Genomic DNA, 21,819 nt, shown 5'->3' with positions numbered 1-21,819 from the left:
GCTGTTCAAGCCATCTCCAAATAAAGGCTTCTCATTTATTACATACCGGGAAATCCGAGAAATTTAAGTGCGCTCTCAGATTTTTATCTGTCTCAGTTCCAATTATTCATATAATTACTTCTTGTTGTTTTTAGAAAAATAACTCCTAATGTTATTTACAAAGAAAGCCAGAATATCGCTCTGCTTTAATCCATTCTTTTTGGTCCCATATCTTTTCTAATCTCAAACATAATCTCTTCAAGTATAAAAAGGTCATCAGTCAAATTATCGTTTCGATCTTGAATTATTTCACGAAAAATAAGCCGCTTTCTAATTGCCTTAGTCGAACCCCATAGTGTCAATTTTTTAGAAAAACTAAATATATCATCTAACATTTCTTTTTCACTATATTCTTGATTTCCCCTAACACTATCCTGTAATTTGTAAACAATCTCAATACATTCCGAATAGGGTTCTTCCTTTTTTTCATATAAATACCTTTTTATATTTTGACGATATTCTATTACTTTCGATACTATTAAACGAATCAAATCTCCCAACATTGATAACCCACCAGTTATCAATGCTATAATAACAGCATCCATATTATTGGGACTTTTAACAAAACTTCCTATATAGCCTATAAATAATCCCAGCAGCCAAACAAGAATATAGACTATTATTGCTAACATTAAAAAGCATAAAATTACATTTTTAACGGAAACGCATTTATTTTTGCTCAACATATCATCTCCTTGAAAAACTCTTATGTTCAAATTTTATTTTCTCTACTGTGCAACATATTCAAAAAAGTTCAAACATAAAGATTTTTTAACTTATTTTTTACTGGAAATTATATCTAATTTAATATCGTTAAGACTTTTATCCCTTTTACTACCCATTTAGCTATAGCTAACTATTTTGCCCATTAATAAATAGAAGTAGTATTTTTACAGTCTAAAAGTTATTATATTTTATTCATTTTTCATTACAGAAAACTTTTAATTATCTTAAATAAATCTTCTGGCACTTCAAAAAGATCATAGAATTTCGTTGGAAAATATGATCTTTTCTACAGGATTCATCTCATTAATGGATTTGCATACATGAGGATACTCTTTTTTACTACGAAAGTAAGTTTACATTACTTCTATCTTTTTCAAATAGAAATCTAATAGCAATTGTTTATGTATATTGGCAACTTTTCACTAATTTATCCATAATTAACATCACTTATCATCAATCAATTTATCGTAGTACATACGTACTACATATTAGGAAGATAGTAACTTTATATTAAAATTTTCCACAGCCCCTTATAACTCACATTCATATCTAAAATTCTTAATTATAATTGGATTATAACATTAAACTTATTATTATGTAAGAATTTAACTTCTACGTCTAAGAAATTCTTTCTTCCTATTCAAACAAATGCATATCTCACAGCCTCTTTGACAAATCATCACTAGCTTTCTTCATGTATCAATGTCATTTTTATAAATTACTCGTGTGTCATTCAGTCTTTTTGCAATGCAAGAAATAAAAAATATGAGAATAACGACATGAATAAAAATCATGAAGGATTGGAAGGCTAACTATCCTGACAGCCTGAAACAGATTATATTCCTTTTGAAGAAAGCAATGTTATACAAAAGGTATATCTGCTAAGATTACGCCAAACATAAAATAAACACAGAAAAAGTACATAGCTTAAAGTTATGTACTTTTTAGTAATTAATATTTATAGAAAATAAGATTTGTTTACTTTATTACGATTACACAAATTCCAATTAGGGCTACTACAATTCCCAATACAAATTCTATTAGACCCACTTTTTTGGCATATGATTTTGTTTTTCTTCCGTTTTTATAATCTTCTTCAAAACCATTGATTAGATTGTACTTCTTTTGAAAATAAATCTCATATCCAAATGTAGTAAATACAATACCAATCGTTATTAGCATAATTTTTAAAATAGTCATTAAGCGCACCTCATTATCAAATACTATTTCACAAAAAACTCCCTCCAAAACGATGGAAGGCTTTTAAACAATTTATCCAAATTCAACAGCTCTTTTTTGAATTGACTATTTCAACTTTTTAGTATGAAAACAGTATCCCTTAAAAGAGTTTTGCACCGTTTAATCGCTAAAACCCACTGTTTTCAATATTTTTGTAACAGAATCATATTTGTTACTTTTGCTCAAACTTGATCCTATCAGTTTTGTTTCTAAACAACTATGCTAAGTTTCATTAACTGTCGTATCTGTATTATCTGAATCAAACTGTTTCTACTGGCTATCTGATTTCTTGTTGCCAAAGTGTTGCCGGCAATTTTTCTTTCTTGTGGTGGTAGCTCAGATCAATCACTTAAGCGGCGGCAACTCTGATAGAGCGATTCGAGTCTATGCACCGTTTTTCTTATTCTCCGGATGGGACTCCAGCCCAATAATGGTGATAGACTGCTGATCCGGGCTATACATCCAATACATTCCCATGGCACCGCTTGTCTTATTTTTCGGATATGACTGCCCTACACGTTCTCCGTATCGATCCGTTAATTCCTGAATCTCATGTGTCTGTAAGCCAGGATGTCTCGGATTCTCGGATAGAAGCTTTAATGCCTTGCCCAACTCCTTATAATAGTATGGCATCTTTCTTGCTGATGCGATACTCTCTCTGTAATCTCTACCATATAGCTTCCACTTCCAGTATACCCACTCTAATGTTGAACTGCATTTCTCAATGTCTCAAAACCATAAAGGTCTACCGGATCCGATATCTGACCTCGTTTAAAATTGCGAATCGCTTGGTACATGCTGTCAAATGGCTTAGATAATATTTCCTATCGGGGTGATCAATCCACGCGGTTCCAGCATCATGCAGCCATGCTCATATGCTCTGACGTTGTAATACTGATATTTTACACCACAGGGAGTTACACGCTTCTTGCTGTCGCTATGTATATCGTAATCCTTAACTGCTTCCACTAAAATCACATCCTCACGTTGTGGGATATCCCACTAACAGCATGACACTTTTTTAGGGTTATCACTTGCTTTCTTCAGCAAAGCCAAGTTTTCCACTCCTTTTGTTCTGAGAAAAGCCCCCTTTTACTATGAGCTACTACATCTATATAACCAATCAGCACATAACAATCTTATCTCAGTCGAATAGTACAAATTAGCCCGCCTTGTTCTCCTTCTGAAAAGAATATTTTCCATCGGTGCCAATCCGCCACCTGTTTGACAATCTTTAGTCCCCGGCCATGCTGTCCGGTGCCGGACTTCCGCTGATAACCACTGCGGTTCAGCCTGCTCAGAAATTCTTTTGATACGCCCTTTCCATTATCACCGAGCTCCAGAAAAACGTGATTTTTCCGATCCTGGTACAGCCTCATTTCAATCTTGCATCCATCCGTATTATGACATATCGCATTATGAAGTAAATTCATGACTGCTCTCTCCACCAGATCTTCGCTGAAGCACAGCTCCAGTTCCTGAAGAGCATCGTCGATGTCGAGTGTAAACTGATACCGGTCATCCTCCATTTGATTCATGATTTCTGTGAGGATCTTTCTGAGAAAGCGGCTGATTCTCACTGTGTGTTTTTCAAATTTTCCTGCGCCAAATTCCAGTTTACTGGAAAGATTCAAATTATCTACGAGTCGGCGAAGACGGATTCCCTGTGTTTCAATGGATTTCGCCCTGTGCCTGACCTCTGTCTCTTGGGTTAAACCGGCTATGATTTGGGCGTTACCCAGAACAATGGCAAGCGGAGTGCGAATATCATGCGACACTCCTGCAATCCACTCTGTGCGCTCCTCTTCCTTTTTCTTCGCCCGCCGTTTCTGCAGCCAAGTCGGAACCGTCACCAGCACAATGATATTGGACATGAAAAGCAAGGGCAAGACCTTCAAAAGATTTTCCATCAGGGTCACATCAAATTCAAACGTGTATTTCCAAATCCGGTCTTTTGTGCCTCCAATCACGAGCAGTCCTTGCTCGACAACATAGGTGCGAACCGGATAATCCTCAAGATAATACCGGGTAAACTTGGCGACGTCCTGTACGGTATATGTTTTTCTGAGTTGTTCGGGGAGCGCTTCACTCCACAAAATGCTTCCATCCTTCCCAAGGAGCATAGCAAACTGCTGGTGCTTCAAAAGACTTGCCCTCGCTTGTTCATCCAACTGATAGTTTCCGTTTTTCTCTAGCAAATGTGTCTCGATCTCTTGCATGTCCTGGTAATTGACCGAATTATTTTTGATTACCACGATCCCGAAGATCAGCAGATCCGTAAAGAGAAGCAGAATCGTCATCAGCACAATTCCTACAAACAGTTGCAGCCACTTTCCCATTTTTCGCTTCATGATTTCTTCTCCAACTTATAGCCAAGCCCCCGTACCGTGATAAGATATCTCGGCTTTGACGGCTCTTCCTCTACCTTTTCTCTCAAATGACGCATATGTACAATCAGCGAACTTTCCAGCCCAAAACTGCCGTCCGGCCAGAGTTCGTCGCACAGCGCGTCTGTCGTAATGATTTTCCCTCGATTTCGAAAAAGGATTTTAAAAAGCGCCAGTTCCTTTGCAGTAAGAGCAGTCTCCTTTCCATTTCGTGTAACAGTTCCCGCATCCATTGAGACAACTGTTTGGCCCAGACGAATAGACTTCGCCTTATCCTCAAAATGGTACGTCCTTCTTAGTACCGCTCCAATTCTCAACAATAATTCCTGCGGAAGAAATGGCTTGGTGATGTAATCATCCGCCCCAAGTCCCAATCCCTTCAGACGGTCCGTATCCTCATCCCGCGCCGACAAAAAGATCACCGGTGCATCAAAGAGCCATCCTTTCTCTTTCATTCGTTCATAGAAATCAAATCCATCCCCGTCCGGCAGCATGACATCCAACAAAACTAAATCATAATGCTGTTTCTGAAGCTTTTCTTCAGCCTCGCGGCAGCTGGCAGCACTATCAATCTGCAAATAATTTTCTCTTTTGAGCAGCTCAGTTACAATATCTGTCAGCCCCTTCTCATCATCGACGGTTAATAGTCTGCATTCACTTCTATCCATATGTCGGTCCTCCTGAATCATTTTTATAAGAATGGGCTTGTCCCAAGTATGTTTACGACGTATGCTCCGCTTCCCGCTTCCTCATTGAAAAGCTGCTTCTACTATATCGTATCCTGCCATTTCCCCCAAGACATTTGAGATATCTTAATGTAAGCATAAGGTTATCGCAAGGTTCCCATAATCTTCAGCTGATATGCTGTCACCGTAAACATTCTATACCAAGAAACGGAGGACAGAAGCTCGATGAACTATATATTGGAAACAAACCACCTGAGTAAGCGAAGCGGTAACACCTATCGCGTGAAAGATCTTTCCATGGCTGTGCCGGAAAAATGCGTCTACGGCTTTCTCGGGCCAAACGGAGCAGGAAAAAGCACAACCCTCAAAATGATTCTCGGTCTGATTCACCCTGATGAGGGCAGAATCAAAATCTTTGGCAAAACGATGGATTCCGCAAACAGGCTATCCATTCTTCGCCAGACCGGAAGCCTGATCGAAAATCCGGGCGGGTACGGTCACCTGACCGGTCTTGAGAATATGCAGATCATACAAAAGCTTAAAGGTGTCAGCGAGGAAGAAATCGTGCCTGTGCTAAAAACAGTCCGCCTCTATGATCAGCGAGATAAAAAACTCAGCAACTATTCTCTCGGAATGAAACAGCGGCTCGGTATCGCCATGGCGATCTTGGGAAATCCAAAGCTTCTGATTCTGGACGAACCGACCAACGGTCTCGACCCCGCCGGGATTCAGGAAATGCGCCAGCTCATTTGTTCCCTTCCTAAAGAAAGACACATAACCGTTATCATTTCCAGCCATCTCCTCAGTGAGATTGAACAGATGGCCGATCAAGTTGGTATCATCCATCATGACCGTATGCTCTACCAGGGGGCTCTTGCTGATCTGGAAACACATGGAGATAATCTGGAAGATGTATTCCTTGAAATGACCGGTAGAGAGGAGTCCTTATGAATCTAAGTGCCATATTTACAAAGCTGATCGCCGTTGAATTCAAGAAATCCCGTCACAAGCACTCTTTTTTACTTATTGTGATAGCTCTAGTGTTAAATTATTTCTATCTGTTTCACGGAAACCCTCCTGATCAACAGGCATGGTATCATACATTCTATGCCATGCCACTGATTAATACACTGATTCTGTCTATCCTGATGGCTGTGCTTGCCAGTCAGTCGGTGGACATGGAACATAGAGGCCTCATGTGGAACCTCCTGTCTACGCTGGAAGACAGAGCATCCATCTATCTCGGCAAGCTTCTCTATGGGTTCATTCATCTGAGCTGGTTCTGCCTCTTGCAGATGGTCATGGTGATTCTAATGGGCATCAAACTGGGATATGATGGAAATATTCCCTTCTCTGTAATAGGAAGTACATTTCTGGCAGAGCTGGTCAGCGGCATGATTGTCTATCAGCTGCAATGCCTTCTGTCTCTTTTCTTTCCAAGCCAGTTCGCAGCACTTTCTATCGGCTTCGGCGGTACTCTGGCAGGTTTCTTCCTCGCCTATGTGAGTACGACAGCATGGACACCATGGTCCGTCCTCCTTTCCCTGAGCCCCATCGGCATGGATTATCAGAGATCCTCGAGGACCGTGACACTTTTTCTGCACCAGATCACGCTGTCTGAGATTCTGACTGCGTTATTATACCTGGTCAGCATCTTCCTGCTGGGTCTGTATATTTTTACCAAAACAGAGAAAAGAGAGCTAAACATAAGCGCATGCAGGGACAAAGCATCTCGGTCCGTTCACAGTGGACTACCGGTGGAACTGATAAAACTGAAACGCAATCCCATATGGATTCCTTTTCTTCTAATCCCACTGATCTCAGCTGTCATCGGTACGTTCAATTTCACGCAGAATCAGGACGTTTTGCAGAACACCTGGGCAGACCTATGGACGCAGCAGTCTCTATTTTTGGGTATATTTTTTCTCGCGCCCCTAGTCGGAATTCTTTGCAGTCTGCTGTGGCGGATGGAGCATCAGGGCAGCAACTGGAACCTGATACTGACGGTAGCTCCCCCCGCAAAACTAGTCAGAGATAAGTATCTGACGGCTGTTATTTTCTCATCCACCAGCATTTTGTGGATTGCCCTCATCTATCTTTGCACCGGAAAAATCATACTGCGACTTCCCGGAGCGGTGCCCGGACTATTCTGGTTTCGGATGATCAGCGCCGCTTTCTGCCTCGCCGCCATCACTGCCGTGCAGAGCATGTTATCTATGATCTTCCGCTCCTTCGCCGTGCCCATCGCACTCGCTTTTGTAGGGAGTTTTGCCGGCCTTTGGTTGACCCTCAAAGGCGCTTATTATGCCATTCCGTACTCGATGCTGATCTATGGGATGGGAAGCAGCTCGATCACCGGGGCAGTGAACGTTCCTGTGCTTCTTGCATCCTGCTGCTTCTATATTTTGGGATCGATTATATGTAGCATTGTGTTCTTAAAAAGATCAGATGTACGCACACACGTTTGATGGCGGGCATTGAATACTGTCTCCAAATCGCATAATCATGGCTTGCGTCCTAAAATAATTCACTTCGGATGCAAGCCGTTTTTCCTTTTCAGATAGCCTCAGTATGTTTCTCGCGTTGTCATTCCCTATTTTTCTCCTTTCTTCGGTGATCAAAGCATATCACCGCCTTGTTGAACAACCGCCTTGGCTCTGCGTTCGATGCCCATGCTTTTGACAGCTCCAGATACTATTCAAGGCCTGCATGACAGTTCCCTTTGATTTTCCCTTTTTTCGTTGTCCATACGTCCTTGGTGTATCTGTACTGCTGTCTCATGGCGTTTCAGTTTCACAAAAACACTTCCTTTCACTTAAACTCCGACACACTTCACATTCTTTCCGCCCTCATCTTTGGCCATCTGCACTGTCTTCACCAGTCTTCTATATTTCTCCTAGGCCTCGGTGAATGCCGCCATATTCGGTCCCAGGTAACTTTTACAATTTTATCCGGCAGATCGCCGAGATGCTGCATGTCAATCCACATGCCATTTCTTCCGCAGATTACACAACCTACATCAAACCCACCTCAGACGCCTACGGGATGTATGGGAATGAGATCGAACTAAACCTTTACACCATATCGAATAGCTCCAGAAGCTTTCACTTACGCGATGACTACATCATCTGAGAAAAGGATAAATAAGAAACACAGAAAAATAGCGCTGTCCGACTTACACGATGTAAATCAGACAGCGCTATTCGTTAGAATGATTCAAATGTCAGATAGTGCCGACAAAACATTGCCACGCACTAGGTATTCTTGCTTAAAATCCACATAAAATCAACTTTACCAGGCGAGAAATTACTCCCATTCAATTGTTGCAGGCGGTTTCGATGTAATATCGTACACAATACGGTTAATGTGGTCCACTTCATTGACGATACGTGTGGAGACGGTATCCAACACATCATAAGGAATGCGAGACCAATCGGCGGTCATAAAGTCGCTGGTTTTTACGGCTCGCAGCGCCAAGGTGTAGTCATAGGTTCTGAAGTCTCCCATAACGCCCACGGTGCGGTTGTTGGTGAGGACGGCAAAGTATTGGTTGATGTCCTGATCCAACCCTGCGTTGGCAATTTCTTCTCTAAAGATGGCATCAGCGTCTCTGAGAATATCCAGCTTGTCTTTTGTGACTTCGCCGATGACACGAATGCCAAGGCCCGGTCCCGGGAATGGCTGACGATTCACCAGGTAATCTTTGAGTCCGAGCTCACGACCGAGGGCGCGAACTTCGTCTTTAAAAAGCATTCTGAGAGGTTCTACAATGTCTTTGAAATCTACTACATCAGGCAGCCCCCCTACATTGTGGTGGGATTTAATCACAGCGGCATCTCCAAGGCCGGATTCAATGATATCCGGATAAATTGTGCCTTGCGCCAGATAGTCCACAGATCCGATTTTTTTACCTTCATCTTCAAAGACTCGAATAAATTCTTCACCGATGGCTTTGCGTTTGTCTTCCGGATCAGTGACGCCTTGTAAGCGTTCCAAAAATCGAGCTTCGGCATCGACACGGATGAAGTGCATACCACTGTCTTTGAATGCATCTTCCACTTCTTGCGCTTCGTTTTTACGCATAAGACCGTGATCCACCAAAATACAGGTGAGATTTTCACCGACAGCCTGTGAGAGTAGCGCCGCAGCCACGGAACTGTCCACGCCACCGGAGAGTGCAAGAAGCACTTTGCCATCGCCGACTTTATCTTTGATATCGTGAAGCAAGGTCTCCTTATAGTTGGCCATGGTCCATGATTGATCTTCGCCGCAAACATCGACGACAAAATTTTTCAGCATTTGAATACCGTACTCGGAATGGTTGACTTCCGGATGGTATTGAAAAGCATAGAGTTTTCGAGCGTCGTCAGCAATGGCGGCATGCTCAGTGTTCTTAGTCGACGCAATGGTGGAAAAGCCTTCTGGTACTTTGACCACCTTATCCACGTGACTCATCCACACTTTGGATGTGGTTGGTACGTTATTAAAGATGGCATGTTCTGTATGATCCAACATCGTCTTGCCGAATTCACGCTCAGAGGAGGCTTGTACGTCCCCACCGAGAAGGGAACTCATAAGCTGCATACCGTAGCACAATCCCAAGACAGGAATATTCTCTTCAAAGATGGCTTTATCAATGGTTGGAGCCCCTTCTTCATAGACAGACGCCGGACCGCCTGTAAAGACAATACCGCTTGGTTTTTTTTCTTCTACAGCTTCCAGGGCTTTGCTGTAAGGCACGACTTCACAGTAGACGTTGAGGTCGCGAATGCGTCGAGCGATCAGCTGATTGTACTGTCCGCCGAAATCTACAACTAATATCATGTTGCCTCCTATAATTTCTGTTTAATTTGCTCCAGCACATAGGCCGGAAGTATGAGTAGGACAATGATGAGTAAACTCATGATGATGGGATACAGTACCTGAAAGTCTTTAAACGCTTCCGGGGTCAATCCCAGCGATAAAAAGTATTCTAATATGATGATATGGATGCCGAAGATAAAGAGCGTATGCCGTCCTACCAGACCGAGGTCTGTCGTGGTTTTGGATTTGACCAAGAAGTGAAACACACTGACGGAATAGATCATAGCAAAAGGATTGACGACATCATAGTAGAGGTAGATGACGTCCTCCGTAGGGCTCCTCAAGACGTTCTTGATGAGGTGATAGATTGCAAAAAAACCGATGATACTGAACCACCGCGGCAAGTCGTCCCGATACTTATAAATATACTGCCCGATAAAGGCATAGCCGATGGCCATGTAACTCATAGGCAAGGCATAAGTCAGAATAAACGGATTCTCCACATATCCCAGAGTTTTCCAAAAAGGAATCCCACCGGTGGTTGCGATGAAAATGACAATGCCGAAGAAGTATTCCCGCCGGGTCAAACTGCAAGCCAATCTCGCACACAGCGGCGAAGTGATGTAGATGGCAATAGCAAGGTAGAGATAGTACAGATGAAACTTCTCTGCCAGACCCATCATGCTGTTAAAGTCGGTCATCCCCTGTCGACTGCCGTCCCACACTTTATAGAGGACGATAAGTACGCCTAGTGCCACCGCCATTTTCAGCGTTCCTTTCAGCGCTTTAAAGATGGTGACGGGTTTTCGATAAAGTAAAGCGCCGCTTGTCATCATAAATAGCGGTACGGCGCACATGGATAATGCCCCGTAAATTAACCCGGCGTCTCGATAGTCCCCAATAAGGTAAACTTTCGTGTGAATTACCAGAACGAGAAAGATGGCAACCGCCTTTACCAGATCAAGGGTACGGTCTCGTGTCATTTGAGTTCGTTAAGTGCCACCTTAATGGCTTCTGTCGTGATGTTGAAGAACTTGTACACATCGCCTGCAGGAGCTGATGCTCCAAATTCGTCCAGAGTGACAAGCTTACCTTCATCGCCGGCATATTTATGCCATCCGAAGGAGCTGGCAGCTTCCACAACGACACGTTTTTTAACGGCTTTTGGCAAGATACTTTCTCTATAGGCTTCCACCTGAGCTTCAAACAACGCTCTGGACGGCATGGACACTACCCGAGTGGTATCGTCCGCCGCTTCCAAGGCCAGACTGACTTCGGAACCGGTGGCAATAATAATTTTTTCCACCTGTTTCGGTTCTTTGACAATATAAGCACCCTTTTGCGCATCCCGGGACGAACCGTCAATGTTTTTTAACGTTTGGCGGGATAGAATCAGCGATACCGGCGTGTTTTTCGATGTGAGAGCTACATTCCATGCGACAGCTGTCTCCGTGGCATCTGCCGGACGGAAGACAATGTGGTTTGGAATGGCACGAAGCATGGCCAGCTGCTCAATAGGTTGATGCGTTGGACCATCTTCGCCGACGCCGATGGAGTCATGAGTAAATACAAAGATAGACCCCAGGGACTGAATAGCCGCAAGACGAATAGCCGGCTTCATGTAATCGGCAAAGACCAAAAATGTCGCGCCGAAACTTTGCAGGCCGCCATGAAGCATGATGCCGTTAACGATAGCACCCATGGCATGTTCCCGCACACCGAAGTTGATGTTGGCACCTTCCGGTGTACTTGCAGAGAAGTTGGCATACTTATCCAGATGTGTTTTGTTGGACGGTGCCAAGTCTGCTGAACCGCCGAAAAAGCTCTCAAAGTTGTCGGCAATGCTGTTCATGATTTGACCGGACGCGGCACGGGAAGCCATGTCTTTGTCAAATTTATAGTAGTTTTCATCTTTAAATAAATCTAATTCAAAATCGCCGGACAAGGCACGTTGAAGCTTCTCGTAATTGTCGGCATACTTGGTGCGGTAGCGTTCCTCCGTGTGTTTGTCTGCGTCATAAGCAGCCTGTTTGCGCGCTACGATGGCTTCAAAGTGGGCTTTCACATCATCATCGACGATAAAACTGCCTTCGCCGGCTCCAAAGGCCTGCTTTGTGGCAAGTACACCCTCTTCGCCAAGAGGTTCGCCGTGAGCTTTAGCCGTACCTGCCCGCGGTGAGCCGTAACCGATCTGAGTCGTGACGGCAATTAGAGACGGTTTATCCGTGTCTTTAGCTCGATCGATAGCCTCACTGATGGCGTCAATATCGTTGCCGTCCGATACTCCTTGAACATCCCAACCCAATGCGGCGTAACGTGCTTTCACATCTTCTGTAAAGGCAAGGTCGGTGGAGCCTTCGATGGAGATACTGTTGGAATCATAGAGCACGATAAGTTTACCCAGTTTCATCGTCCCTGCAAGGGAGGACGCTTCATTGGAAATGCCTTCCATTAAGTCACCGTCCCCACAGATCACGTAGGTATAGTGATTGATCAGTTCCAATTCATTGTTATAGAGTGCAGCCAAGTGCCGCTCTGCCATAGCCATCCCCACTGCCATGGAAATACCCTGTCCCAATGGCCCGGTAGTGGCATCGACACCTTTGGTGTGACCGTATTCAGGATGCCCCGGGGTCAGAGAACCCAGTTGACGGAAATTCTTCAAATCGTCCAGTTGAAGACCGTAGCCGTAGAGATGCAGGAGTGAATAGAGCATGGAAGATCCATGACCGGCCGAGAGAATAAAACGATCCCGATTGAACCACTCCGGATCTTTCGGATTAACCTTCATTTTATTAAATACGGTATACGCCATCGGCGCCGCTCCGAGCGGAAGACCGGGATGGCCGGAATTGGCCTTTTGCACTTGGTCTACCGACAGCAGTCGAATGGTGTTTATTGCTTTGGTTTCAATGTTCATCTGTTCCTCCTACAACTGAGTTCTTATGGGTAATAACGGATACGATAAATTTAGGCAGTGCAGCTTGTCGCTTAATCCGACTAGGTTCTTGAATCAATCGATAGAGCCACTCCAAGTTCAGTTTAATAAAGAGCTCCGGTGCCCGATTGGCCACACCGGCTAAAATGTCAATGACGCCGCCATTGCCGATAATGAGCTTGGCGTCAAGACGGTCTTTATTGTGGTCAATCCACAATTCCTGTTTGGGATAGCCCATTCCTAAAAATATTATATCAGGTTTTAGCGAATTTATCTGTGCAACTACGGTCATTTCTTCCTCATGATCCGCCATGCCCAAATGTGCGCCTTTAAAGTAGCCGTCGTGATAACCCACAATATTAAGATCAGCATCTTGCTTCAAATTGTCATAGGCCTGCTTGACTATCTCCGGTTTTGTCCCTAAAAGAAAGAGTGAATAGCCTTTGTCTTTGGCGAGCTCAATCAGTTTCATGGACAGGTCAAACCCTGTGACGCGCTCTTTGAGAGGGTGACGTTTCATCTTTGATCCGTAGATAAGACCAATGCCGTCGGGGACAACCAAGTCCGCACTGTTGATAATCCGACGCATGTCCGGCTTATCTTTGGCGTCCATGACGATCTCCGTGTTTGGGGTGATAATGGTGTGTAGACGATCCTCTTCCAGGAAGCCTGTCACCTGTGCAAAAGCTTCATCAAAAGTGACGTTGGCAACTTCCGTACCAAAAATTGTTATTTTCTCCATGATGACTCCAATACTTCCTTAACTTTCTTATTGTGTAGCTTCGCAAGATTCATAAAATGCTCTCGATGTCGGCACACATCGGCTCGTAACGGCTCAAGATGTGCCAATGCATCGAGCACATCCTCTGCCACCGACTCGGCGGTAAAGTTTTGTACGTAGTGCTTTTGAACGCGACCCAATTCATTCATAAAACCGTCGATCTTCGGATCATAACTGATACCGATGGGATAGACCTTCATGAGCACTGAAAAAATAAGGCCGTGAAGGCGCATACTCACACACACATCCAGGTTTCCGATAAGAGAGAGGTACTCCATCACGTGAAGATACTCCTCCACAATGTAGAGATCCTCCATGCCTTCGAGCTCATCAAAAATCATCCGCTCAATCTCCAAGTCGACATGGTAAAAAAACGGAATGAGTACAATGTTCACATCACTGTGCTTTCGAATCTGCCGCACAGCCCGTACCACTTCTCTGATGGTACGAGTTTTGGAATGCTTCCAATTCATAATGATAAGACCTACCGTCTGTTTGCCGTTGGTAAGTCCCACACTTTCCAGAATTTCCCGCCCACGGTTAAGATCGGGGGTTTCAATGCCGAAGACCGTATCGATCGTCACCAACACATGCCGATCAATACCCAAGTCTCGTAAATAGGCTTCGCTATGACGATCTCGAACATTCAGATAACTGACTTTTTTTAAAATAGACTTCGCCATGGCACGGTTCACCGTAGTATTAATGGGCCCGATACCCTGGGAATAAATAAATGTTTTTTTACCGAGGAACTGAGCCAATTTCAACACGCCCAAATAATAGATGATGGACTTTTTACTGCTGACATCTTGAAGCAGGGATCCGCCACCGCTTAAAACAAGGTCGGTCTGTCGCATGGCCGTGAAAATATCCTTTAAATTGGAGCGGTTGACCGCTTTGACCCCATACTTTTCCTCAGTCCAGTCCGGGTTTTTCGACAGTACGGTAATTTCGGCATCGCTCACACTTCGGATACCGTCCACCAAACCTTTGAGGATGCCCTCATCACCGATATTATTGTAGCCGTAGTATCCGGAAACCAGTATTTTTTTAGGCAAATTAGGCAAAATAAGCGTCGTACCCCTTTCGCAAGAGTTCCAAAATCACGATGACGATAAGGCTCACCACAGCACTCACCACATATTCCACACCAATGCGCCCAAAGGACATGAGCACCGGCGTACGAATGTGAGAGAAAGTATTCACAATATCAGCCATACCGATGGCAACGGCAAGAATAGCTGGGAAACTGAAGAGTTCAAACCGTCGGCGGTAACCCATATAAATGAAAGCTACCACGGCAGGAAAGCCGATAAGAATAGCTTTGGTGCGCGGCCGCACAGGCAAATACATTTCCATCAGGTTTCGGGATAGCAGTTCAAAGGCCGGTACTTCCGTGTTGGTATTGCCCCCACGAAGTAGAAGTATCCCCACCATAACCAGCATCACCATGGCAAGCCCTGCATGCCAGAACTTCACATCCTGATTGAGAACGCCTTGAATTTCCCCTGTTCGCAGACCACGTTTTTTATCGGTGCGTCCAAAACCCACATACGACATATAGAGCACAGCGGCAAAGCCAATAGGCAAGATTTGAGAAAGCTTAACTCCTCGAAACTCCGAAAGCTCCATCAAATAGTCAGTTCCGCTTAAAAAAGCAACTTCACTAAGCGCCCCTATCATCGTGATGGCAATAGCGCCAAGAAGGATGAGCATGCCTCGAAGATAGATATAGATAAGCGACCGGTCTCCACTCTTAATCCAGCGGTAGCACTTGAGCACAAAGGCCACGGCAAGGGAGGCATAGACAGTGATAGCCGCCAGATTAAACGCCAGATTTCCAAGACTTGTCATCTTACCTAAAACGAAAAAGATAAAAGTGAGCCCGATGCCGGCAAGGGCGATGAGGCCATTGACCACCATAGGTAGTGTGATAATAAGATTTAAAAGCAGAATGCCTGCCGCTACCACACCAAGAGCCACCGGCACTTTGGCAATCCCGTTTGGACTCCATGTCCCGATGGGAACCACATCCCCCGAGATATAACCTTTATCTCCCAGGCGATCGCTCAAAGTGTGCAGAACACTGCCGTAACTTTCAGTATTGGTGATAACGGTATTGTCTTTGGAGTACGGCGCCAAAAAGACAACAGCTATATTGCGCTCGGAGATAGCACGATAGTAGACATTAGTGAGCTCTTCTCCGTTGTGATGCATAGGAATGCCGTAATCAAATTTGTTTTGCAGATAGTCCCATGTGGTAAAGGCACGAATTTTACGCACAGCGTCTTGTCGCATAAAACCGGCAGATCCGCGAAGTTCCATATGACCTCGCTGATTGGAGGCTTCAATAAGTCCCATGGCCATATGGTTATCCGCCAGAAAGTCGCTGAATGTTTTTTCAATCATCTGCGCATCGTCTCCGGAACGGTTGCTGTAAAAATCATTGCCCGCAAAGATAACCCAGCTTTGGTTCGGATTATAGGTCTTGACCGCATCCATAAAACGCGTCATCGTCGTGACAGGATCCTGCATCCGGGCATAGAAAGACGGACGCAGCACCACATCCAGGCCTGCATCCTGCACCGCTTGAATTTGCGCTGCATCAAATCCCAGTCCGATATACTCCAGTACGGAGGAGCGTGTGCCGAAGTCTCCCACTCGATTTTGATCCAAATCAAAAGCGCCGACCCGATGAGTCACCACGTCTTGCGGACGTCCCTCTACAACCAAAACGCCCTGACTTTGCCGATCCATAGTCCGTGCGTCTTTAAGTGTTTGAAGACCTTCTTCAATAAAGTCCAGTTCCGCTTTCGAACCGGTGATGCGAAGATCTCTGCCCACAAGCTCTGTATGAAGATCAGAACCGGGCAACGCACGCATGGTGTCAATCGTTGTTTCCACCATGGCAATCTTGGTGACGCCTGCCTCTTTCAGTGCTTTAAAATAGTCCAAAGGATCGGTGCCATCTTCATACGCCAGCGTCAAAAACTGGTTGTAATCAGCCACCACATCATAGCCTTTATACTGAACTTCCGCTCTGTAGCGACCCAGGACAAAATAAAAGGTACACAGCAGTCCCAGTGCCATAAAGGCCACAAGGACTGTGGTTTTCATAGACTTGTTCATAGTATCTCCTCTTGTTAAATTCAGTACTATTATACTTGATAGAGCTATATTTGACAAAAACCTTAGCTGATCACAGAGAAAATAAATCTCACGACCTGCTAAGGTTTTTGAAATTATTGTGCAGTTAATCTACAATATGTAAGCTCACTTTAATCGCTTTGTCGATGTCATCCATGACTTTGTCGTTGAATTTGCCAATCTTCTCCCGCAGGCGTTTCTTATCAATGGTGCGAATCTGCTCTAAAAGAATGACGGAATTTTTAGGCAGAGGCACCCCTTTAGCGTCCACGTTGACATGGGTAGGCAATTTGGCCTTGTTAAGTTGTGAGGTGATCGCTGCAATAATAGTCGTAGGTGAATATTTGTTGCCTATATCGTTTTGCAACACCACCACGGGACGCACACCGCCCTGCTCCGATCCGATGACCGGTGAGAGATCGGCATAAAATATGTCGCCACGTTTAACGATGTTCATAGGTTTCCTCTTTGATATGTAATGCTACTGCTACAGCATAATCGCCGTCATGGGAAATGGACAGCTGATAGATTTCGCCGCAGCTTCGTGCGTGTAGAGGGTTGTGAAAGACTTCAATATCCCGAAAACCCACCTCTCCAATGCCGGTCCCCCGAGCTTTTGCTACAGCTTCTTTGGAGGCGAAAATTCCTGCGACGGTCTTTGGGCTGTAAGCTTTCGATACAATGTAATCAATCTCCCCGCCCGTAAACCATCTTTTCAAGAATCGCTCGCCATAGCGTGTCATCAGCCGTGTAATCCGAGGGATGTATACCAGATCAATGCCAATCATCTAAAACCTCTTGATAAATGGTTTTTAGTTGTGCGCCTACCGCTTCAATACTCTTATCCGCCACCAGTTCATGACCTGCATACTCGGTCGGAGGGAGTTTGCCTGCTAAAAAAGCGGCCAGTTTGTCATGAAAAGCCTGAGCGTCCTTTGCCTTATACACATGAACTCCGTCCTGCAGTTCCCGGTAGATGGGAATATCCCGAAGCAGCACCCGAGCATCGGTTGCCAACGCTTCGAGAAGCACAATGCCCTCCGTCTCTTCATAAGTGGGAAAGACGTAGAGATCACAACTGCTGTAGGCCAGTCGCAAATCCTCGCTGGAGACATAGCCGGGAAATTGAAGGTTTGCAAGCTGAGTTTGTACTGCCTGTTTTATATCCGGCGGCAGCAGATTGGGGTTGGTATAGCCAAACCAGATAAACTCAACATCAGGAAAGGCTTTCGCCATGTTGACAAAATCTAAAATACCTTTGCGTTTTATGTAGAGTCCTACCGAAATCACTACTTTTTTCCCTGCGGTATGATATATCGCATCAAATTTTTCCCGATCCCCTTCCTGCGTCTTCCAAAAATTTAGGTCGATACCGTTGGAGACCACCGTGATTTTAGGCCTCAGCTTATAGCTTTCCAAAATAGACTTGGCGTAGTTGGTGGGCGTAATAAGACGATCGGCTTGATTATAGTGATGGATAAGCCAGTGTTTAAACAACGGTGCAACCTGATTGGAAAACATAAATGAATCCTTAAAGTCTTCCATCGTGGAGTGCGCATGAATGACAACAGGCACTTGAGATTTAATGCGTCTTACGAAGGCCTTGGTCTTAGGCAACACCGTATTGATATGTACCAAGTCAAAAGTGTCATGAACATCCGTCGTGTAATGCACACCTGCGGCTTGAAGGGCTCGCTCCTGATGGACAATAGCCTTGCCCACGCCGGAGTCTTTCACTAACTCGTAGTCTTCTTTATATAGTAATATCTTCATTATGCCTCCAACTACATAGTACCATAAGTTCCGTCATAAGTTGATTAAAAAAATAAAGTTTGACAAAACATTGAAATCACGATAGTATTGATCATAATAAGTATACAGGACGGAACGTAAACAGTAAGCTTCGGCCGAATTACATTACCGGAGTCCTAGGCATCTGTGCTTAAACAGAATTGAGGCTACGAGCGAAAAAAGGTGGTACCACGAATGCGTCCTTTTGCATCGTGGTTTTTTATTGCAAATTTTAGGAGGTTACTATGAACAATGTATATGACGTGTTAGAAGCCCGCGGATTTATTGACCAGGCAACCTACCCCGAGGAGCTTCGAGAGCTGCTTGGCACAGAAAGTGTGCCCTTTTATATCGGCTTTGACGCCACAGCTGATTCCCTGACCTTAGGTCACTTTTTACAAATCCGTGTGATGCAGCATATGCAGCAACACGGTCATCAACCGATCGCACTGCTCGGCGGCGGCACCACGATGATCGGCGATCCTTCCGGGCGCAGCGACATGCGTCAACTTCTGACTCGCGACGTGGTCGACCACAACGCCGACTGTTTTAAACGCCAACTCGCCACCCTCTTGGACTTTGACGGCGACCATTCCGCCAAGGCAGCCATTTTTGAAAACAACGCCGACTGGCTGTTGGATCTCAACTTTCTAAACTTTATGCGAGAAGTGGGCGTGCACTTCAGTGTCAACCGTATGCTCACCTTCGACGCCTATAAAAATCGCATGGAACGTGGCCTGAGTTTCTTTGAATTCGGCTATATGCTCATGCAAAGCTACGATTTTCTGCACCTGTATCGCATCCACAACTGCAAGTTGCAGCTGGGCGGATCCGATCAGTGGTCCAACATGATCGGCGGCTATGAACTGGTTCGCAAGCTGGAGCAAGACAAAGTCTACTCTATGACCTTCAAACTTCTCACCACGGCTAACGGCGTAAAGATGGGTAAGACTATGAGCGGCGCCATTTGGCTTGACAAAGACAAGACATCCCCTTATGAGATGTATCAATACCTCAGAAACTGCGACGACAGGGATGTCATTAAATTCTTAAAGCTTTTGACTATGCTGCCTCTTGAAGAGATTACAAGCTACGAAAGCTATGAAGGTGCCAAACTCAACGAACTGAAAGACCTTCTCGCCTATGAAGTGGTAAAAGACATTCACGGCAGCGATGAAGCCGACGGCGCACGTGCCGCAGCAAAAGCCCTCTTCGCAGGCGGTGCGGATCTTAGCAACGTACCGTTTAGCGAATACCAACGCACCGACTTTGAAGCCGGCATCGGTCTTTTAAACTTGCTTCACGACACAGGTCTTGCCGCCTCCAATTCCGAAGCGCGCCGTCTGGTCACTCAAAACGGTATTGCCATTAACGATGCCAAGGTCACTGACCCCCAAGCTGTTATCACCGTGGAGAACTTCCTTAACGATAACACCCTGATGATTAAAAAGGGCAAAAAGATTTACCACCAAATCCGTTTAATCTAATCTTACCAACTCATATCATATAAAAAGACCCCAACCGACTACCGGTTGAGGTCTTTTCTTTTTAATGACTAAGTGTGACGGTACCGCCATGGTCTGTGGGTTGCCACGCCACGTCATAACCCAGCGTTTCCGCTAAGTAACGCAGCGGTACATAGTTGGTACCTTCAATATTCACCACAGGTGCCCCCATCTGCACACTCTCAAGAGAACCTGCATGATTGACATACGCTCGAGACGAGGTCTCAAACATTCTGAGGTCCACCTCCGCCGTAGTGATGGTAAAACCCGGAAGACGGTCTGCCGTACCTTCTAAATAAAGCACTTTTGCACCAAGACTTTCGCAGATGTAGCGCACCGGCACCATGGACAAGGAAGTTTGTGCATCGATAAAAGCTTTATCTCCGGGAACATCAATGGACAACACCGCCACCGGCTCCGCACTCTGTGCGAAAACCGGCGTGGTGACAAACAGCGCTAATAACAAGAGCCATGATTTCATTTCTTACCTCGCTTCCACAGTACTTTTTTCTTGAGCCTTTGACTGTAATATCTTGTCTTTCTCGGAAGGCGTTGTAACGATGTGTCCAAAGGTTCCAACGCATACTCATGCACCACACGCTTCACGGTTCGAATCGGCCGCACTGGAAGCGGTACATACGTGTAGTGACTCAGCACGTCTTTATATAGGGCGAGCACAGTGCGCCCAAAAGTCTCTTTCGAATAAGCTTCAGCTTTTTTTCTGGCCTGTTCACTGAAGAGATCATGTCGATCTTCTTGCATCAGGCGCTGTGCACCGTGAACAAAGGTGGTGTAATCCTTGAAAAAAAATCCAGTCTCTCCCGGCACCAAAAGACCGTCCAGACAATCATCCCGACGACACAACAGCGGCAGACCGTTGGCCAAAGCTTCAATAAAGGTTAAACCTTGTGTTTCACTCTCCGACGCGCAAAAAAAGACGTCCCCCAACTGATAATACTTGCCCACATCATCGGGGGCAATCATCCCGGTAAAGTGAATTTTCGGATGATGGAACCGACTTTTCAAAGTCTTTAAGTATGGCCCGCCCCCTACAATAAGATAGGTCGTGTGAGGATGCTCATCATTGAACCGCAAAAAGTCGGAAATGGTCTCATCCAAGTTTTTCTCCTCGGCAACACGCCCCACAAAGAGAAAAATAAAATCATCTTCGCAAATACCAAGTTCCCTTTTTAAAGCCGCCAGTTCATCCACCCCATACCGAGTCTCGAACTTGCTCAGATCAATCCCCGTAGGCAAGACTGTCACCTCCGCGTCAATCCCGGCACCGCAAAGAGCACGCTTGGTCTTTTCCGTAGGGGCGATCACTCGAGCGCAGGAGCGCAGGCTCTGTCTTAAAAATGTACGCAAAAATTTTCGCCCCGCTCGCTCGTGGCGGGTGATGTAGCGAAGATAGTGCTCATACAGCGTGTGGTAGGTGTGCACGATGGGGCACTTGGCTGCCATAGCGACAACTTTCGCAAAATTGAATGTTGAAAATTCGTTTTGCGTGTGAATGATATCCGGCTTCCACGCGACAACCTTTAAGATAATGGGGTCTGCCATGGACAGAGAAGCTCGAATGTCCGGATAAATTTTGATCGGAAAACTGGAGACATAATACACCCCGTCCTCGTAATAAGAATGACGTGTCCCCGATAAAGTGAGAATCCTCACTTCTACGCCCTGCTTTTCAAGTTCTCCCTTCAAGTTCAGAATCGAGGTCACAACACCATTAATCTGAGGTGCATACACATCCGACGCAATGAGAACTTTCATC

At 45.1% G+C, this 21,819-nt stretch carries 19 protein-coding genes; 3 read left to right on the top strand and 16 right to left on the bottom strand.

Going from position 1 to position 21,819, the window contains the following annotated elements; translation table 11 throughout:
- Positions 1-185: 185 nt before the first annotated feature.
- The 5 genes from O6R05_RS02710 to O6R05_RS02690 all read right to left on the bottom strand — a co-directional run bounded on the left by O6R05_RS02710 (position 186) and on the right by O6R05_RS02690 (position 5,059).
- On the bottom strand, positions 186-725 hold the full coding sequence (locus O6R05_RS02710) for a hypothetical protein (RefSeq protein WP_271192005.1): 540 nt from the start codon (positions 723-725) through the stop codon (positions 186-188).
- Positions 726-1,743: 1,018 nt separating this feature from the next.
- Complete coding sequence (locus tag O6R05_RS02705) at positions 1,744-1,965, bottom strand: DUF3784 domain-containing protein (protein ID WP_271192004.1); 222 nt, start codon at positions 1,963-1,965, stop codon at positions 1,744-1,746.
- A 423-nt stretch (positions 1,966-2,388) separates the two neighbouring features.
- Positions 2,389-2,637, bottom strand: a complete 249-nt coding sequence (locus tag O6R05_RS02700; RefSeq protein WP_271192003.1) for a hypothetical protein — start codon at positions 2,635-2,637, stop codon at positions 2,389-2,391.
- A 506-nt stretch (positions 2,638-3,143) separates the two neighbouring features.
- Positions 3,144-4,355 (bottom strand): sensor histidine kinase, encoded by a 1,212-nt coding sequence (locus tag O6R05_RS02695; protein WP_271192002.1) that lies wholly within the window; start codon positions 4,353-4,355, stop codon positions 3,144-3,146.
- Positions 4,352-5,059, bottom strand: coding sequence for a response regulator transcription factor (locus tag O6R05_RS02690; RefSeq protein ID WP_271192001.1), 708 nt, complete (start codon positions 5,057-5,059; stop codon positions 4,352-4,354). Before O6R05_RS02690 ends, O6R05_RS02695 begins: the two co-directional genes overlap by 4 nt.
- Positions 5,060-5,302: 243 nt before the next feature.
- Between O6R05_RS02690 and O6R05_RS02685 the strand changes: the two genes are divergently transcribed.
- Positions 5,303-6,028 (top strand): ABC transporter ATP-binding protein, encoded by a 726-nt coding sequence (locus tag O6R05_RS02685; protein WP_271192000.1) that lies wholly within the window; start codon positions 5,303-5,305, stop codon positions 6,026-6,028.
- On the top strand, positions 6,025-7,545 hold the full coding sequence (locus O6R05_RS02680) for an ABC transporter permease (RefSeq protein WP_271191999.1): 1,521 nt from the start codon (positions 6,025-6,027) through the stop codon (positions 7,543-7,545). Before O6R05_RS02685 ends, O6R05_RS02680 begins: the two co-directional genes overlap by 4 nt.
- 838 nt (positions 7,546-8,383) lie before the next feature.
- On the opposite strand, the gene guaA is transcribed toward O6R05_RS02680, so the two are convergent.
- The 9 genes from guaA to O6R05_RS02635 form a co-directional block, all read right to left on the bottom strand.
- Entirely contained in the window at positions 8,384-9,913 is a 1,530-nt protein-coding gene (gene guaA, locus O6R05_RS02675) for a glutamine-hydrolyzing GMP synthase (protein ID WP_449301151.1), read from the bottom strand.
- Positions 9,910-10,863 carry an acyltransferase gene (locus O6R05_RS02670; protein ID WP_271191997.1) on the bottom strand — a complete coding sequence of 318 codons (954 nt, stop codon included), beginning with the start codon at positions 10,861-10,863 and terminating at the stop codon, positions 9,910-9,912. Before O6R05_RS02670 ends, guaA begins: the two co-directional genes overlap by 4 nt.
- Positions 10,860-12,800 carry a transketolase gene (gene tkt, locus O6R05_RS02665; RefSeq protein ID WP_271191996.1) on the bottom strand — a complete coding sequence of 647 codons (1,941 nt, stop codon included), beginning with the start codon at positions 12,798-12,800 and terminating at the stop codon, positions 10,860-10,862. Before tkt ends, O6R05_RS02670 begins: the two co-directional genes overlap by 4 nt.
- Positions 12,790-13,560, bottom strand: coding sequence for a WecB/TagA/CpsF family glycosyltransferase (locus O6R05_RS02660; protein WP_271191995.1), 771 nt, complete (start codon positions 13,558-13,560; stop codon positions 12,790-12,792). The genes tkt and O6R05_RS02660 overlap by 11 nt, the downstream gene beginning before the upstream one ends.
- Positions 13,548-14,657 (bottom strand): polysaccharide pyruvyl transferase CsaB, encoded by a 1,110-nt coding sequence (gene csaB, locus O6R05_RS02655; RefSeq protein ID WP_271191994.1) that lies wholly within the window; start codon positions 14,655-14,657, stop codon positions 13,548-13,550. The genes O6R05_RS02660 and csaB overlap by 13 nt, the downstream gene beginning before the upstream one ends.
- 1 nt (position 14,658) lies before the next feature.
- Positions 14,659-16,728: a DUF5693 family protein gene (locus O6R05_RS02650; protein WP_271191993.1), complete on the bottom strand. Its 2,070-nt coding sequence runs from the start codon at positions 16,726-16,728 to the stop codon at positions 14,659-14,661.
- A 124-nt stretch (positions 16,729-16,852) separates the two neighbouring features.
- Positions 16,853-17,203, bottom strand: a complete 351-nt coding sequence (locus tag O6R05_RS02645) for a type II toxin-antitoxin system PemK/MazF family toxin (protein WP_271191992.1) — start codon at positions 17,201-17,203, stop codon at positions 16,853-16,855.
- A complete protein-coding gene (gene acpS / locus O6R05_RS02640; RefSeq protein ID WP_271191991.1) occupies positions 17,190-17,534 on the bottom strand; it encodes a holo-ACP synthase in 345 nt (114 codons plus the stop codon). Before acpS ends, O6R05_RS02645 begins: the two co-directional genes overlap by 14 nt.
- Positions 17,521-18,519, bottom strand: coding sequence for a glycosyltransferase family 4 protein (locus O6R05_RS02635; RefSeq protein WP_271191990.1), 999 nt, complete (start codon positions 18,517-18,519; stop codon positions 17,521-17,523). Before O6R05_RS02635 ends, acpS begins: the two co-directional genes overlap by 14 nt.
- Positions 18,520-18,782: 263 nt before the next feature.
- Here O6R05_RS02635 and tyrS point away from each other — a divergent pair, with 263 nt between their 5' ends.
- Positions 18,783-20,024 (top strand): tyrosine--tRNA ligase, encoded by a 1,242-nt coding sequence (gene tyrS / locus O6R05_RS02630; RefSeq protein ID WP_271191989.1) that lies wholly within the window; start codon positions 18,783-18,785, stop codon positions 20,022-20,024.
- 61 nt (positions 20,025-20,085) lie between these two features.
- On the opposite strand, the gene O6R05_RS02625 is transcribed toward tyrS, so the two are convergent.
- Complete coding sequence (locus O6R05_RS02625) at positions 20,086-20,523, bottom strand: copper amine oxidase N-terminal domain-containing protein (protein ID WP_271191988.1); 438 nt, start codon at positions 20,521-20,523, stop codon at positions 20,086-20,088.
- Positions 20,520-21,818 (bottom strand): glycosyltransferase, encoded by a 1,299-nt coding sequence (locus tag O6R05_RS02620; RefSeq protein ID WP_271191987.1) that lies wholly within the window; start codon positions 21,816-21,818, stop codon positions 20,520-20,522. Before O6R05_RS02620 ends, O6R05_RS02625 begins: the two co-directional genes overlap by 4 nt.
- Position 21,819: the final 1 nt, after the last annotated feature.

Origin of the sequence: Peptoniphilus equinus (assembly GCF_027921445.1) — a bacterium.
GTDB classification, from domain to species: Bacteria; Bacillota; Clostridia; order Tissierellales; family Peptoniphilaceae; genus Peptoniphilus; species Peptoniphilus equinus.
The sequence above is the reverse complement of the archived record's forward strand: the minus strand, read 5'-3'. Positions and strand labels throughout refer to the sequence as shown.

Coding starts and splice junctions, on each gene's coding strand:
- O6R05_RS02680 (WP_271191999.1), top strand. CDS start 6,025: ATGAATCTAAGTGCCATATTTACAAAGCTGATCGCCGTTGAATTCAAG.
- O6R05_RS02625 (WP_271191988.1), bottom strand. CDS start 20,523: ATGAAATCATGGCTCTTGTTATTAGCGCTGTTTGTCACCACGCCGGTT.
- O6R05_RS02700 (WP_271192003.1), bottom strand. CDS start 2,637: ATGCCATACTATTATAAGGAGTTGGGCAAGGCATTAAAGCTTCTATCC.
- O6R05_RS02635 (WP_271191990.1), bottom strand. CDS start 18,519: ATGAAGATATTACTATATAAAGAAGACTACGAGTTAGTGAAAGACTCC.
- acpS (WP_271191991.1), bottom strand. CDS start 17,534: ATGATTGGCATTGATCTGGTATACATCCCTCGGATTACACGGCTGATG.
- O6R05_RS02660 (WP_271191995.1), bottom strand. CDS start 13,560: ATGGAGAAAATAACAATTTTTGGTACGGAAGTTGCCAACGTCACTTTT.
- O6R05_RS02645 (WP_271191992.1), bottom strand. CDS start 17,203: ATGAACATCGTTAAACGTGGCGACATATTTTATGCCGATCTCTCACCG.
- O6R05_RS02620 (WP_271191987.1), bottom strand. CDS start 21,818: ATGAAAGTTCTCATTGCGTCGGATGTGTATGCACCTCAGATTAATGGT.
- tkt (WP_271191996.1), bottom strand. CDS start 12,800: ATGAACATTGAAACCAAAGCAATAAACACCATTCGACTGCTGTCGGTA.
- O6R05_RS02685 (WP_271192000.1), top strand. CDS start 5,303: ATGAACTATATATTGGAAACAAACCACCTGAGTAAGCGAAGCGGTAAC.
- O6R05_RS02670 (WP_271191997.1), bottom strand. CDS start 10,863: ATGACACGAGACCGTACCCTTGATCTGGTAAAGGCGGTTGCCATCTTT.
- O6R05_RS02690 (WP_271192001.1), bottom strand. CDS start 5,059: ATGGATAGAAGTGAATGCAGACTATTAACCGTCGATGATGAGAAGGGG.
- O6R05_RS02650 (WP_271191993.1), bottom strand. CDS start 16,728: ATGAACAAGTCTATGAAAACCACAGTCCTTGTGGCCTTTATGGCACTG.
- O6R05_RS02705 (WP_271192004.1), bottom strand. CDS start 1,965: ATGACTATTTTAAAAATTATGCTAATAACGATTGGTATTGTATTTACT.
- O6R05_RS02710 (WP_271192005.1), bottom strand. CDS start 725: ATGTTGAGCAAAAATAAATGCGTTTCCGTTAAAAATGTAATTTTATGC.
- O6R05_RS02695 (WP_271192002.1), bottom strand. CDS start 4,355: ATGAAGCGAAAAATGGGAAAGTGGCTGCAACTGTTTGTAGGAATTGTG.
- tyrS (WP_271191989.1), top strand. CDS start 18,783: ATGAACAATGTATATGACGTGTTAGAAGCCCGCGGATTTATTGACCAG.